13 protein-coding genes, 1 pseudogene and 1 riboswitch are annotated in these 15,234 nt (G+C 42.4%); of the genes and pseudogenes, 9 read left to right on the top strand and 5 right to left on the bottom strand.

Annotated features, from left to right (window positions below):
* Positions 1-253 precede the first annotated feature (253 nt).
* Complete coding sequence (locus P4361_RS21340; RefSeq protein WP_248251168.1) at positions 254-775, bottom strand: ECF transporter S component; 522 nt, start codon at positions 773-775, stop codon at positions 254-256.
* A gap of 302 nt (positions 776-1,077) precedes the next feature.
* Between P4361_RS21340 and P4361_RS23325 the strand changes: the two genes are divergently transcribed.
* From P4361_RS23325 to P4361_RS21330, 3 genes and pseudogenes are all read left to right on the top strand, one after another.
* Entirely contained in the window at positions 1,078-1,167 is a 90-nt protein-coding gene (locus P4361_RS23325) for a MerR family DNA-binding transcriptional regulator (RefSeq protein ID WP_082316274.1), read from the top strand.
* Positions 1,164-1,373 (top strand): annotated as a pseudogene (locus P4361_RS21335) (FAD-binding oxidoreductase); the annotation flags it as partial. The gene P4361_RS23325 and the pseudogene P4361_RS21335, both read left to right, overlap by 4 nt.
* Positions 1,374-1,525: 152 nt before the next feature.
* Positions 1,526-2,503 carry an aldo/keto reductase gene (locus P4361_RS21330; protein ID WP_328090902.1) on the top strand — a complete coding sequence of 326 codons (978 nt, stop codon included), beginning with the start codon at positions 1,526-1,528 and terminating at the stop codon, positions 2,501-2,503.
* 61 nt (positions 2,504-2,564) lie between these two features.
* Here the strand turns inward: P4361_RS21330 and P4361_RS21325 are convergent, their stop codons facing one another.
* Positions 2,565-3,746: a DUF4317 domain-containing protein gene (locus P4361_RS21325; RefSeq protein WP_328090901.1), complete on the bottom strand. Its 1,182-nt coding sequence runs from the start codon at positions 3,744-3,746 to the stop codon at positions 2,565-2,567.
* Between the two features lie 348 nt (positions 3,747-4,094).
* Here P4361_RS21325 and P4361_RS21320 point away from each other — a divergent pair, with 348 nt between their 5' ends.
* Entirely contained in the window at positions 4,095-4,802 is a 708-nt protein-coding gene (locus P4361_RS21320; protein ID WP_328090899.1) for a hypothetical protein, read from the top strand.
* A 274-nt stretch (positions 4,803-5,076) separates the two neighbouring features.
* Here the strand turns inward: P4361_RS21320 and P4361_RS21315 are convergent, their stop codons facing one another.
* Positions 5,077-5,976: a DMT family transporter gene (locus P4361_RS21315; RefSeq protein WP_328090897.1), complete on the bottom strand. Its 900-nt coding sequence runs from the start codon at positions 5,974-5,976 to the stop codon at positions 5,077-5,079.
* Between the two features lie 465 nt (positions 5,977-6,441).
* Here P4361_RS21315 and P4361_RS21310 point away from each other — a divergent pair, with 465 nt between their 5' ends.
* Positions 6,442-7,149: a hypothetical protein gene (locus tag P4361_RS21310; RefSeq protein WP_248251173.1), complete on the top strand. Its 708-nt coding sequence runs from the start codon at positions 6,442-6,444 to the stop codon at positions 7,147-7,149.
* An 836-nt stretch (positions 7,150-7,985) separates the two neighbouring features.
* Here P4361_RS21310 and P4361_RS21305 read toward each other — a convergent pair.
* Positions 7,986-8,132 (bottom strand): hypothetical protein, encoded by a 147-nt coding sequence (locus P4361_RS21305; RefSeq protein WP_328090896.1) that lies wholly within the window; start codon positions 8,130-8,132, stop codon positions 7,986-7,988.
* 455 nt (positions 8,133-8,587) lie between these two features.
* Positions 8,588-8,788, bottom strand: a complete 201-nt coding sequence (gene cspC, locus P4361_RS21300) for a cold-shock protein (protein WP_248251177.1) — start codon at positions 8,786-8,788, stop codon at positions 8,588-8,590.
* Between the two features lie 1,402 nt (positions 8,789-10,190).
* Between cspC and P4361_RS21295 the strand changes: the two genes are divergently transcribed.
* The 4 genes from P4361_RS21295 (at position 10,191) to P4361_RS21280 (ending at position 15,072) form a co-directional block, all read left to right on the top strand.
* Positions 10,191-10,439 (top strand): phage holin family protein, encoded by a 249-nt coding sequence (locus tag P4361_RS21295; RefSeq protein ID WP_328090895.1) that lies wholly within the window; start codon positions 10,191-10,193, stop codon positions 10,437-10,439.
* Positions 10,440-10,650: 211 nt separating this feature from the next.
* A complete protein-coding gene (locus P4361_RS21290; RefSeq protein WP_053356040.1) occupies positions 10,651-11,628 on the top strand; it encodes an AAA family ATPase in 978 nt (325 codons plus the stop codon).
* Positions 11,625-12,896: a DUF58 domain-containing protein gene (locus P4361_RS21285; protein ID WP_328090894.1), complete on the top strand. Its 1,272-nt coding sequence runs from the start codon at positions 11,625-11,627 to the stop codon at positions 12,894-12,896. The genes P4361_RS21290 and P4361_RS21285 overlap by 4 nt, the downstream gene beginning before the upstream one ends.
* Positions 12,883-15,072, top strand: a complete 2,190-nt coding sequence (locus P4361_RS21280; RefSeq protein ID WP_328090893.1) for a transglutaminase domain-containing protein — start codon at positions 12,883-12,885, stop codon at positions 15,070-15,072. Before P4361_RS21285 ends, P4361_RS21280 begins: the two co-directional genes overlap by 14 nt.
* A 41-nt stretch (positions 15,073-15,113) precedes the next feature.
* Positions 15,114-15,215: riboswitch (purine riboswitch) on the top strand.
* The last annotated feature ends 19 nt before the right edge of the window (positions 15,216-15,234 follow it).

Here is a 15,234-nt window from a genome sequence, read left to right as displayed (position 1 = left end):
AAGCTTTCCTTGTCCTGCGGGACTAGCGTGACAGGTGAGACTCCCGCAGGCGCTAGCGCCAAGAGGCTCACCGCACGCCCCGCGGAAAGCGAGCACCCTGGACGGAAATCAACAGCTTACAGACTTCTTGGACAGCCCCTTCTTAGTAACCAAAAAAGGGTAATCACTTATTCGTGTTTCTTCTTTGGAGTTTATAAATAATGAAGCAATCCTCTATCAGGTACTGCTCCATAGGGTTCTTTTATGCTTAAATCTATATCACTCTCTGCTTTATCCGAGCAACAATCGGTATAACAATAATACCAGCCACAACAACCTGCAAGAAGTTCCCCGGAATAGACCCAAAAGGCTGAACCCAGTTATGATAAAGGATTACTTCTGCAAAGTAGTATCCAATAATCTTGATCACAAGGGCGGCGACGACGGCCAGGGTGTTAACCAGAACTTTGTTGCCGGGTACTTTTTCGGATATGAGGCCGGCTGCATATCCCATTGCTCCTGCGATAACGAAGGTAAACGGTGCCCACACCGTCCACGGGGAGAGGAGGTCAAATAAACCCATTCCGACTGCGCCTGCAATGGCACCTGTTTTTCTGCCGAAAACAAATGCCGCTACAAATAGAGGAACGTTACCCAGATGAATTAATCCTCCGTTACCCATGATCGGAAGCTTGAAGTTAATGTACGTTGCCACAAAAGTCAATCCGATGAAAAGGGCATTGATGACTAATGCTCTTGTTTTTGTGGATGCTATCGATGATGATGTTGTATTCACATAATTACCTCTTTCATTTATATTTCAGCCTAGCAGCTTTTTTATTCGTTATGGTGTGAAATCCCCCACTCATCTATTATAGCCACCTCTCACGCTTAAGAAAATAGTAAAATGCAATAACCGTTAAGCCTGATAACATGAACAAGTACTAAAGATAGTATATTTAGGGTTTTCCAGAAGGAGGGAGTTAAGCTGTTACAGCTGCTGCCTTTAATGCTTGAGCGGGCGGGTGTTCTCTTGATGGTGGCTTTTTTGCTTTCCAGATTGAGGTCATTCCGGCAAATCGTTAAGTTGCCGGGAGAATAGGCGTAGCGAATTCCACACTGCGTTACTGGAAACAGGAAGGGTATATTTCCTCAGCCAGGGGAGAAGAGAACAACTATCGGTATTAGAACCGCTAACCAATGCAGGTACCCCAACTCAAAGCGTAATAGAAACATTATACTATCCAGATGCGATCGATTTCCTGGATCCGGACGAACCCATTCCTGGCCGATCCGATCAGAGTGTTAAATTCTCGTCCGCGTGGGGACTTCACCTTTGGCCGGATCAACCGATTAAAATCATGAGACGGTTTTTGGAAGAAGCCACCGGAACACCGTTGGTTAAGGTAGAGAGAAAAATAACGAATGCAGCCACTATTTGTTTGGCGGTTTTTTCTTGCGGAATCCTGTGTTTTAAGTGCAAAGAGAAAAGGAATGGAAATAAACAGTGAAAAAAAGACTAATCGTTGGATAGGAGGCAATATCTATGAGCTTGATTAAAGGAAAATTGGGTCTGGGTACGGCGCCGCTTGGAAATATGTTCAGGGAGGTTCCGGAGGAAGAAGCGTGGAAAACGATTGAAACCGCCTGGGATCTCGGAATCCGTTATTTTGATACGGCCCCGTTTTACGGAGCGGGATTAGCGGAACTGCGTCTGGGAGAAGTTTTATCCAAATACAATCGCGATGACTATTTCTTATCAACGAAAGTGGGCAGGGTGATTGAAGATGAAACAGAGGAAAAGGAAGGGATGTTTGAGCATGGCCGCAAAAATAAAATAACCACGGATTACAGTGAAGATGCGACCCTGCGATCGGTCGAGCAAAGCCTGGAGCGGTTAAAAACGGATCGTCTGGACTTTGTATATGTGCACGATGTTTCGCCCGATTTTCTCGGTGACGAATGGGTAACACAGTTTGATATTGCACGAAAAGGGGCGTTCCGTGTGCTGTCCCGCCTTCGTGACGAAGGAGTGATTAAATCATGGGGTCTGGGAGTCAATCGGACAGAACCAATCGAACTTGCCATTGAACTGGAAGAAACACGCCCGGACATCAGCCTGCAAGCGACCCATTATACGCTATTGAACCATGAGCATGCGTTGCTTAAGTTAATGCCAAGAGCTGCGGAGAAAAAAGTAAATATTGTCGTCGGCGCTCCGTTCAATTCGGGAGTATTGGTTGGAGGAAATCATTTCGATTATGGAGATGTTCCCGATGAAATTGCTTCAAAAGCGAACCAGATCAAACAGATTGCTGAAAAGCATCAGGTGAGTATTAAAGCTGCCGCACTTCAATTCTCCATGGCCCATCCCGCAGTAGCTGCTGTCATTCCCGGCTCTACTCGGGTGGAACATGTGAAAGAGGATGTAGCTGCCTCCAAGGAAGATATTCCTTCTGACTTCTGGAAGGAGCTAAAAGAACAGAATCTTGTATCTCCAAATGCCCCAATGCCGATTGATTAAACGAGAAACGTACACATAATAAAAAGCTTCTCCCAGGTTAAAAAGGAGAAGCTTTTTTCTATTAATTCTCCACTTTCTCCGCAAAAGCCTCTGGAATCATCGTAAAGCCTTCGATGACGGTGTCTTCTTCCACTTCAATCATGAGGTAGCGTTTGCCGCTGAGATGGACTTGTTTTACGTATCGCAGGTCCTGTGGGCTGATGGAGATGTTAGCTACTTTTGTGTTAATTTTAATGGATTTTGAATTATACTTCGGAACGACGCTGGTTGCTTTAATCTCGTACTTGTCATTATCTATTACATTTTTGAAGGCTAATTCTACCTTTTCCGTGTTGATGTCTTCAAGGCCGCTCATCTTGAGCACCCGTTCCACGTCCTTGGTGTCCAATTTTGGTTGTTCTTCCTCTTCATTTTCTTCAATCATACGGTGAATTTCTTCATACACATTGGAGAGAGTGGATGTATTTAATTGATCACTGGTTACGTTTTTAATAATTTCTTCAAAAACGGCTTTATCATCCTTTGCTGTCATCATTTCTTCAGCATTTAACACTTGCTCTATGAATGAATAATCAGGCTCATGGACTTTCCCTGCCGAATACAGAATGTGGTTCACATCGGCCGCATTATCAGTGAAACAAGGAAACAGGAATCCTGCAATCGGTGCATTCAGGTTGATGATGGGGTCAAGCACAAAGTTGTATTTGAACTCTTTTTCCACATAGTCAAACAGCAGTTCCTTTTTAGGGTCTTGCGTATTGTTAATACTGCAAAGAATAAAGGGATGAGAATAAACGGTATCGTGTTCATTTTCCTCAGAATCAGCACCACGGCGTTTCGTCGGTTTGAAGTATTCTCCTTTAATGAAGGTAATCACGATATCCATCTCGTATAGCCGATCCTGCAGCATTTTGCCTACCATTTGGAGCATTCGCTCTTTCCAGTCCTCGGTATCACTGCTGAGCAAACCTTGATGGAGGATGAGCTGGCTGCTGTTCTCAGCATTACGTTGAAACTTTAATTCAAAGAGCTTCTCATCCAGGTTGCCGGCAAGTAATTTTTTAAAATTGTTCAGAAACAGCTCTTGTTGTTCAGAATCTAGCATTTCAAAAGGCTGGCTCTGGTGATGATAAATGTCACTCGATTCTTTCGTTATATACACATTAAAGATGGTGGAGATGTTAAGTGAAGCATTTTCTTTTTTAAATTGTTTTCTCAGCTGTGCGATATCTTTTTTGTTCATAGTTTAATACACTCCTAAGTTGCCCTGATTTGTAAATTTGAAGGTAGAAAGGGCTCTCCACCTTGAACGTGAAGCAGCATTTATTTTAACATAAATTGTTTATACTTAGGCGAAGTTAAGGGTGATGGGGTTTTTCTGCAGAGGAGTGGACAAGTGGTTCTTTTATGGATCTTGTATCGCTGGGCGATATGCAAGTTTGTCAAAAAATCTTCATATTTAACGAAATGATATACTTAGATAGGTATATCTCATCATAATAAAAACGCTTAAGTTTTTCGTATCGCTGGGCGATATAACTTACGAATGTAACCTGCATAATAAACTATTAAATAGAAAAGGAGGCCCGATATGCGACGTGATATACAACCGAATGAACGAGCTTTCTCCTCCAAGGAAGTCGCGGAAGCAGTGGGGATAGCAACTCCAACAGTTCGAAAGTACGGACAAGTCTTAGAGCGGAATGGGTATGAGTTTTTGAAAGATGGCGATCGCCGTATTTTCGTTCAATCTGACATCGAAGCGCTTATAGCGCTGCGCGATACGCCCAACTCCCTGGACGATACAGCAAAAGAACTTGTGGGTTTGCAACAAGAGAGATTAAAAGAATCTAATGAAACAGAGATTGCAATAAGCGATACATATGAAACGTTACCCCATGACCCCAATCAACTAAAAGAAGCCTTAATGATTTTATTCAAAGAACTCGCAGCTACCCGTGAAATGAATGTCCAACTGACCAACGATATGTCCCAGCTTAAAACAACAGTTTCCCGACTCCAGCAAGATCATCATATTATCAGTTCTACCATTGGAAATTCAGCACAAAAAACGAACGCCAAAATTCAAAAATTAACGGAACAGCAAACGATTCATTACGAAACATTGCTGCAGCAAGAAAAACAAAAAGGTGAACAATTACAACGAGAGATACAAATTATGCGGGACGAACAGAAAAGAGAATGGAGTTCACAAAACGATTTTAATCAACGGTTAGAAGAAGCGATACAACAACGTAAAGGAAGATGGGAAAAGCTTTTCTCCATATTTCGAAAATAAGGGGCAGAAAGGTTTCATATCGCAGGGCGATATAACATGAGATTGCGATCGATTTTGCTAGAGGCCATGTGTATCAAAAAATACCATTCAGAATTCACGATTTTCACAAATTAGCTATTTCCCGAGAAATATCTACAAATTCTGAGTAGATATCGACAAAGTCAAAAGCCAAGACGCCAAGGAATATTATAAAAATCCAAAAAAAAGATGAACTCTGTTAAATCCAGAGATCATCTCTTTTAAACTGACTGTGTATTATTACATGTCTTTTCCTTTAAACACTCGAGTCGGGTACCATCTTGGATTTGAGCTTCATGTTTACAAACAATATACTAATCACGATAAATAAAAGGCCGACTACTAAATTCAGGGTAATATTTTCATGTAACAAGAAAGAACTGCAAAGGATGGCGATGAGCGGGATCAGGAAAGTGAATGATCCGACTTTGCTCGCTTCGCCTGAACCGACGAGTGTAAAGAATGCCAGCCAGCCAAAGGCAATGACAAAGGTAGAGATGAATAATAAGTTTGCTATAAATGGCATTTCCCACTGGATATTTGACCAGCTCTCAAATTTGGAGCCTACACTTAACAAGAAGAGCCCACCCATAATAAGCTGTACGGTAACCATCCAGATCGAATCAACACGATCACCTGTTTTTTTAACATAAACCGTGCCCAATCCCCAGCCTACTGCAGAGCCAAGAGCCAGGATAATACCAACAGCTGAAATACCACCTGTAAATCCGCTTGCACTTATAATTGCAACACCTGTGAAGCCAAGGAGTAATCCAATCATTTTTAATCTATACATCGATTCCCCAAGCCAAATCCAACAGAAAATCCCGAGCAGCACCGGCTCGATGAATACAATGGCAGAAAACAATCCTGCTGGTGCATAACCAAGACCTACCGTTTGAAGACCATAAAAAAGGATGATGTTAAAAAAAGCTGAAATAAAGTAAAAATGCCATGTTTCTTTAAAACGAAGCCTTTTATATCTTGGAAGTGCAAAAATAAGTAAAATAAGACCGCCCAAAATCGTTCTAATTCCGGCAAATAATAATGGGGGAGTATAGCTAAGTGCGATCTTGGATAATGGCCAATTGACACCCCACATAATCACAAGAAATGTAAGCAGTAAGACTGTATTTGTTCGCGAAAGTTGTTTCATCGTTGTGCCTCCTTGACATACGTACCTAAGCAATGATACGCCTTTAAAAATTAATATAACAAGTTAAATGCTCTGCCCTCGTTTAAATAGACATAAGTTTTCGTTTCGTCTTTTGTAGCGGGAGAACATGTGTATCCCTTTCATTAATAGCACGCTTAATTTCTTCTAAAAGATTGTTTTGTTTTTGATAAGCAGTTGCTTGTCTTCAACGTTTAGCTGTAGTTTTACTATAGTAGAAAATCAAAAGACCCAAGTGAAATTCATTGAAGATCTGTTTTATTTAAACAAAATGCATGCTTGATAAAATGGAAGTTGAGGCGGCTGAGAACCTCGATCAAAAACAAGCGTCATCTTTAATAGAGTTTCTCAAGAAATGGGCGGAAAGGCCATTTTTGTGGTTTGTATCACTGAGCGATATACGAATCCATCAAAAAACCTTATATTTAAGAGAAAAGGAGGTCCGATATGCGAAATGATATACAACCAAATGAACGAGCTTTCTCTTCCAAGGAAGTGGCAGAAGAAGTGGCGATTGCAACACCCACTGTTCGAAAGTATGGCCAAATCTTAGAGCGAAATGGATATGAGTTTTTAAAAGATGGCGATCGGCGTATCTTTGTTCAATCCGATATCGAAGCGCTTATAGCGTTACGCGATACGGATAAGGCCCTGGACGATACAGCTAAAGACCTTGTGTATCAACAAAAAGAAAGAGTAGAAGGATCCAATGAAACAGAAATTGCGATACCCGATACATATGACAATTTACCCCACGATTCCAAACAATTGAAAGAGATCTTAATGTTTTTGGCTAATGAACTCGCAGCCACACGTGAAATGAATGTCCAATTGACAAACGATATGTCACAGCTTAAAACAACCGTTTCCCGGCTCCAGCAAGATCATCATGTTATAAGTTCTAGTATTGGGAATTCAGCGCAAAAGACTAATGCTAAAATTGAAAAATTAACTGAACAACAAAAACACAATTACGAAACATTGCTGCAACAAGAAAAACAAAAAAGTGAACTCTTACAAAAAGAAATACAAAATATGCGGGACGAACAGAAACAAGAATGGCGTTCACAAAATGATTTTAATAAACGTTTAGAAGAAGCTGTACAAAAACCAAAAGGAAAATGGGAGAGGCTTTTCGCCATATTCCTAAAATAAGGTGGTACAAGAAAACGAGAGCTCAATTGAAATTTATGGGGGATTTGTTTAAGCGATATGCAACTGTGGCGGTTGAGAACCTCATTCAAAATAAGAGTCATCCTTAATGAGCTGCTTTTGAAAGAGGTTGATCGTCTCTTTTTTTGTTTCGTATCGCAGGGCGATATAAGTTACGAGCAGACGAGCATTCTCTCCCAAGGAAATGGGCAGAAGAAGTGGGGAAGCATTACCCACTATTCGGAAGTATGGCCAAATCTTAGAACGGAATGGATATGTGTTTTTAAAAGATGGCGATCGATTTATCTTTGATCAATCTGACATCGGAGCGCTTATAGCGCTGCCCGATATGGACAAGCACCTAGACGATACAGGTAAAGAACTTATGTATCAACAAACACCATTCGGATTCACCAATTTTCAAATTTCAACAATTTCCCGAGAAATATCTACAAATTCTAAGTAGATATCGACAAAATTAGAAGCCAACCTATATGGAACTTATATCATTATTTTTCTTTTTTCGATACTAAGCTACCGAAAGCTTTTGTAATGTGATTTTACTTCTTATCGCTCTCATTATGCTCGCGGTATTGGCTGCGGGGTAAATTAATATTATATAGAGCCGGCTGTTTTTAACTGACCCGGCGCTTTTCTCATATAGAAAAACCCGGAGTCCCAATTAAGGAATTCTGGGTTTTTGTGGCTGTTATTTAGTGATATCAGACAAAATTTCATAGGAACGCAGGCGTTTTTGATGATCATAAACTTGAGTGATCGCCATGATTTCATCGGCTTGGCTCAAGTCTAAAAATTTCTGCAGCTTCTCCTTAACCGTGTCAGGATTTCCGATGATGGAAGATGGAAGAACCTAACTGATGCTGAAGCGCCTGTATTTGATCATCACTCCATTGCTCGTGAAGGTCTTCGACAGGCGGCTGAAGCGGAACTTCATCCTTCATACGAAGGGGAGTAGTCCTGTTCATCTGCGTTTCTCAGGCTTCCTTGACAGGCTGGCTTCGAAACGACATGCCGTATACGCCGCTCTTCCTTTCCAAACAATTTTACCTGCTGCTGCCTGGTTACCGCGATAAAGAGTGGTAATGGGCTTGCGCTGAACAATTCTTTGGCGGCAAGGGACGAATCTGCACGTTCGCCACATGCTGATTGGAGAAAGAGATTTATAAGCAGAAAAGTAAATTGAACTTAACTGTTTCACTTCTGGCTGGTCCGCTATAAACAAGAAACAACAAATACATTCTGATATTTTCAAACAGTATGTTATACTGTTAACTAACCTGTGAAGCGATAAACCATTTTTCAAATACCTTGTACCACGTCCCTGCTCGAATGTTGAGTGGGGTTTTTTTATGGAGTAATAAATATAAACAATAAAAAACAGGCTCTATATATAGAGCCTGTTTGATATGCTAATTTAAGTTTATGCTTTTTGAACGTTAGCAGCTTGAGCTCCACGAGCACCTTGTTCAACGTCAAATGTTACTTTTTGACCTTCATCTAAAGACTTGAAGCCATCAGATTGAATTGCAGAGAAATGTACGAATACATCATCACCATTTTCACGTTCGATAAAGCCAAAACCTTTTTCTGCATTAAACCATTTAACTGTACCATGTTCCATATTTGTTGCCTCCTAGTGCGTTACCACACAATATATTACTATCCCTGCCCAAAGTGATGATTAACTATCGTTTACACCGAACAAAAATAATTCTATCTTTATCATAACAGGAATCGGAAGATCTTGCAAATCACCGGACCTTAAATAAAATATTGCTTAATCTTAAGGTTGGAAAAGCTGGCTTTGCATTTTTTAGTTCTTTATTTAATAAGTCCAAGCAATGTCTTTATACAAGCATAAAATAGAATATATAATAAAAAAATTAACTTTAAGGAGTTTTATGTTTATGTTTTTTAAGAATTGTGAGGAGTCTTCAACATCTTCACATGATTGCAAAAAAAAATCCCGTTCCTTTGTCCACTTGAAGTGTAAAAAATTAATACTAAAAAAAGCTTCTTCCTGCTGCGAAAAAGAATCCTCAAGCTCTTTTCATCATGAGTTTATGAGTGAATCCTCAAGCTCCTCTCATCATGAGTGCAAGAAAGAGTCCTCAAGCTCCTCTCAGTGCATAAAGGAATCATCGAGCTCTTCTCATCATGAGTGCAAGAAAGAGTCCTCAAGCTCCTCTCATTATGAGTGCAAGAAAGAGTCCTCAAGCTCTTCTCATCATGAGTGCAAGAAAGAATCATCGAGCTCTTCTCATCATGAGAATAAAGACCCCTCAAGTTCTTCACATCATAAGAGTAAAAAAGAATCTTCAAGTTCTTCACATCAAAAGAGTAAAAAAAGTTCTTCTCAACATAAGAATAAAAAAGAATCCTCATCTTCTAAATGCTGCAAGAAGAGGGTAGAATGTGATCCTTGCTGGGGAAAAATGAATCATAATAAGTGGGTAAAAAAACTCGGTCCTGCACCAGGATTAGAATAGATGTAAGGTAAGACAGCTTATATTTAGGCTGTCTTTTTTTAATAGAATTCAAGCTCATTTGCAAAAAGTTGGACAAGTTGTCTCCCATAAGCTATTTGCAGGTTTAAAACAGCCATTCAAGATTAACGCACATTTTACGGTTAATCTTTCACGATTCTCCATATTTTTACATAGTATATTGAGAGATTAAGAGATTTACTCTTTCTCTCAGATCGTTTAATAGGAGGTGAGTCACATGTCATCTTTTAGCAAGCACTGTAAACGTTCATCTCACCGATCAAGTAAACAAAAATGCAAACGTTCATCATCAAGTTCATCATCAAAGTTTGTATTTAAATGCAAAAAAGTAAAAAAGAAAAAGCGTCGTCACAGCTAATGCTCTAAAATCTGAATGGAAGTTAAGTCTATCTCTTCGGAGGTAGGCTTTTTAAATTGTATTCTTTCCTTACTGGATATGAATTTTTTTGTTCTTTCCAAAAGAAAAATGCAATAAATTAATATAATAAAATCTTCTCAATCAAAGGAGGGTGAAGGATGGACTTGATCAATAATTTTGCGCCATATGTGGGGCTTGCTGTCGTTCTGTACGCAATCCGCCAAACGTCGAAGGTTTCGAACCGGTATATCCCAATTGTGGCCATTGTGCTTGGAGTGCTGTATTCGTTCTGGGAAGCAGGAGGAGCCACTCCGCATAGCACGTTAGTGGGACTGAAATACGCGCTGCTCGGCATCGGAACCGTAGCGGGGGTTAAGTATTTCATAGAATCATCCGGCAGCAAGTAATGAGTATAGAAGTAAGCGAGGCCGCCGTATCTAGGCGGCTTTTTAATTTTTTGTCGAAAACAAGGAGTTAAGGCCGCTGATTGCGAATGTAAATAAAATAGGAAATAGAACCTAGACTGCTTTTGGGGGATTAGGGTTATCAGGCATAATTCGGGGGAATATCTTTCTTAGATGTTGCATCGAATCGCCTATTAAAAAGGGGGATGACCGCATGAGTATAAACAAAGTTAAGTTTGACAGCTACCGATCGGAACTGGAAGCTGTTATTAAAAATATAGAACATGTCATGGTAGGAAAGAAGCAGGTTTCAGAGTTAAGCATTGTGGCTCTCCTTGCCGGAGGGCATGTTTTGCTTGAAGACGTTCCGGGAGTCGGGAAGACCATGATGGTGCGTGCCATCGCCAAATCGCTGGGACTTCAGTTCAACCGGATCCAGTTTACTCCCGATCTTTTGCCTTCTGACATAACCGGGGTTTCCATTTTTAATCAGAAGGAAATGAACTTTGAATTTCGAGCTGGACCACTTATGGGAAATGTTATACTCGCCGATGAAATCAACCGCACCTCCCCGAAAACACAATCAGCCCTCTTGGAATCCATGGAAGAGAAAAGTATCACCGTTGACGGCCACACCCACATCCTGCCGAATCCCTTCTTTGTCATGGCCACACAAAATCCGATTGAATACGAAGGAACCTATCCCCTGCCTGAAGCTCAGCTGGACCGTTTTCTACTGAAATTAAATATGGGCTATCCGACCCCTGATGAAGAATTATCGATCTTAAGCTTGATCGTGCAAGACCATCCGATCGATAACCTGAAGCCTGTCGTTACCGCAGAGGAACTGAACGGAATGAAAGAGCAAGTGAAAGCCGTGTATGTCGATGAAACCGTAAAAAAATACATCATTGACCTTGTAAACCGCACACGCAATCACCGTTCCATCTATCTTGGAGCCAGTCCGAGGGGATCGCTGGCGCTTATGAAGGCCGCCCAGGCACACGCTTTTATGATGGACAGGGATTTTGTGGTGCCGGACGATGTAAAATATCTCGCGCCATACGTCCTTACTCACCGCATCCTTTTAAAACCCGAAGCCAGATTTGAAGGAGAGACGCCGGATACCGTCATCCGTGATCTTCTGAACCGTGTGCCTGTTCCAATCCAGAAAGGGCAGCATGCCAGATGAAACGGCTAAAGTGGAAGCTGAACAGCAAATATAAAACCTCGCTTGGCCTTGCCGGCATCGTACTCCTTCTCGGGCTGACCTTTTCGTACGCGATGTTTCAGGGTGGGTTTGTGAGCTGGTTTTTGTTTTACAGCGTTTTTCCTTTTACCGTCTATACGGTGACGATGGTCTTTTATCCGCTTCATAGAATACAGATGACGAGGGAACTGAGCAAGGATCTACTCATGGCCGGTGAGGAACTGACCGTGACCATCCGCCTTAAACGAAAAACACCTTTTCCTCTCTTTTATCTTGTCATCCATGATGAGATTCCCGCTCCCTTATATAAAGAAGCGCTACACGGCGGGGAAGAAGATCAGATTCATTCCCGGGTGTTGTTTTTTCCGTTGTTTAAAAAGAATCTTGTCTACACGTACCGCATCAAGCCTGTGCCGCGCGGCGTTTATGAGCTGAACAGCATCGCGCTGAAAACAGGAGATGTGTTCGGTTTTGTGCAAAAAGAGATAAAAATAAACCTGTCTGATAAGGTCTTCATCTATCCAAGGTATCAGGAGATCGAGCGCTGGGAGATGGACAAGCATCTTCAGAGCGGGATTCAGCGGGCCGGAAGAAAATCGCTGACTGACTATACGTCGACGGTAAGCGTGAGGGATTATGCCCCCGGCGATAAGCTATCCTGGCTGCATTGGAAGGCAAGTGCGCGTTCCAGCAAACTGCTGACAAAAGTGTTTGAACATCAGCGGAATGACGATTATGTCATCGTACTGGATCAATCCGCAGAAAGCTACGGCAATCATGACTGGCTTTTTGAAAAGGCCGTTTCCTTTGCGGCTTCCATCACGCATTACTCCGTGCAAAAAGGGGCCTCGCTAGGTCTATACAGTTCCCGGAATAAAGGGCAGCTGTTGATGAACAGCGGAACCGACCACGAATGGCGGATCTTTCATGAACTTGCGAGCGTTCAGCCGGATATAAAAAAGCCTTTTTATGAATGGCTGAAACAGGAATTTATCGATGGCAGGCTTGAGGGAAGAACTGTTGTCATCATCTCGCCGCTGCTGGATGATGTAATGATCAAGACACTGGAAATGGTTACAGCCCGGCAGGCTAACGCAGTGTATTTTTATATGTCGGCCAATGACAGGCTTCACCCTCAAGAACTCACGTCCATCCATCGTTTAAACAATAGTTTAATTCCTGCGGTTTCCATTTACGGGCCGAGGTTCAGTGACGCATTAAAGGCAGGTGCAAGCCGTGCAAGCATTTAAAGATAACCGGCCGTCACCAATTTACTCTCTTGTTCTTTATGCTCTCGGGTTTATGCTCCTGTGGGAGTGGCTCAGGCCGCTGACCCAGATTACGTCCACTAAGGATACGCAGGTTTTTGTTGTGTTTACCGCGTTTTTGTTTATTATTACGTACTTCAAACTGCCGGTGTGGCTCTCATTCCCGATCAAGTTAATCGCCCTGCTGTATGCCGTGCATGCCCTGTATTATCCCGATGTTTTTTTATCATTCCAATGGGTTCCTCACCTGATCGGTGACCTGGAAAGTAATCTGATGTTCATCTGGAATCAGGAATGGACGGAAATGTCTTCGCTGAGCAGATCTCTTTTGTTCTTTGTCCTGCTCTGGCTCGTGAGCTATCTCATGCATTACTGGCTCATTCAGGCGAAACGAATTTTTTTGTTCTTATTTATAACCGTTCTATATATCACGGTCCTTGATACGTTTACGCCGTATGATGCGAAGATGGCGATCGTGCGCACTGTATTTATCGGGCTGGTTCTTGTCGGCATCTTAAGAATAATGAAAATCGTGGAGACCGAAGGATTTTCGCTCATGAAAGGACGGTTTCCCATCATGTGGATGGTGCCGCTCACTGTGGTCATCGCCCTGTCTTCCACGCTCGGCTTGCTTGCGCCTAAAGCATCTCCGCAATGGCCTGACCCGGTACCTTTTATCACGTCCATGTCGGATAAAGGTGAAGATGGTTCCGGCATCAACAGCAAGTTTGCCCGAATCGGCTATGGCACGAATGACAGCCATCTTGGAGGGCCGTTCGAATTTGATTACAAAGAGGTTTTTACCGCGACCGTAAAAGAAAAGCATTACTGGCGGGTCGAAACGAAGGATGCCTATACCGGAAAAGGGTGGGAAAACTCTTTCTCCCCGGAATTTCGTGCGCTAAACCCGCAATCGGTGGAGTATACTGCCCCAATCTCCAGTCTCATTGAACCGGGGGGCGCTCAGATGATGAAAGAGAAAGCCACCATCAAAATGGCGAAAACCTATCCGTTCATCCTTTCACCAGGCGTCATTACTTCCATTCAAGCCAAAAAAAATGTTGATTTTATGCTTGACCCGCTGACCGGAAAGATTGATACGATGAGCGGGGGCGATCCAACGAGACTAAAGAAATACCAAATGGAATATGAACTTCCGCAATACGATGAGAAAAAATTGCAGGAAAGCAGCCAGTCCTATCCGCAGTATGTGACCGAATACTATCTGCAGCTTCCAAAAGAGCTCCCTTTACGAGTCAAAAAACTGGCGGCATCTATCGTAAAGAATGCTGAAAATCCGTATGATAAAGCCAAGGCGGTAGAGAATTTCTTTTCGCTGAATAACTTTGGATACGATACCGTCGATGTGAGAGCACCAAAGAAAAACGAAGATTACGTGGATAAGTTTTTGTTTGATGCGAAGAAGGGGTACTGCGATAACTTTTCGACATCCATGATCGTGCTGCTTCGGTCAGTCGGCATTCCTGCCCGCTGGGTGAAGGGCTTTACATACGGAGAGTATCAGGAAACGAAAAACATGAATAAGACGTATAAAGTTACGAATGCCAATGCCCACTCCTGGCCGGAGGTTTATTTTTCAGGAGTCGGCTGGGTGCCTTTTGAACCAACAAGAGGGTTTTCCAACCCAAGCCAGATTGAAGAGGAAGTGAAGAGCGCGGCGGCATCAGTTGCTTCTCCTGTAAAGAAGAAAAACAAACAGGAAGTGCAGCCTGACGAGAAGGACCAATCGGCGAGCAAGGGAAAAAATGGAGATGGAAGTTTAGCCATCCTGGGCAAATCCTTGCTGTACGCGATTCCGCTTATCTTTGCAGCAGCACTCCTTGCTCTTGTGTTCCGGAAAAAATGGCTCCGTCAGTATTACATCTGGAGATTCCGCAGGCGAAAAGGGACAGGAACATTTGCAGATGCGTATGACCGGCTGCTCTGGCTGGCCCAGCTTTACGGGTTGAAAAAGGATCCTTCCTATACACTCAGGGAATATGCGGTCTATGTTGACCGTTCACTTGATACTCGGGATATGAGAATGCTGACTTCTGCTTATGAATCTCTGCAATACGGCAATAGGCAGACTGCTGATCAATGGACAGATACCAACAAGAAATTGTGGGAAAATTTAATTAAAAAGCTGCGGGGTTGACCGTCTGACAAGCCATTGTTAGAATGTGCTTAAGATACAATGCCGTCAATATTATTCTCCTTCGTATATCCTCGATAATAAGGATCGAGAGTCTCTACCGGGCCGCCGTAAATGGCCTGACTATGAAGGCAGGGTTCTTTATGCACAACCGGAATTCTGCCT

Source organism: Fictibacillus sp. B-59209 (assembly GCF_036216745.1).
Classification (GTDB): domain Bacteria; phylum Bacillota; class Bacilli; order Bacillales; family Fictibacillaceae; genus Fictibacillus_C; species Fictibacillus_C marinisediminis.
Note: the sequence above shows the minus strand (reverse complement) of the source record. Positions and strands in the feature narration are given on the sequence as shown.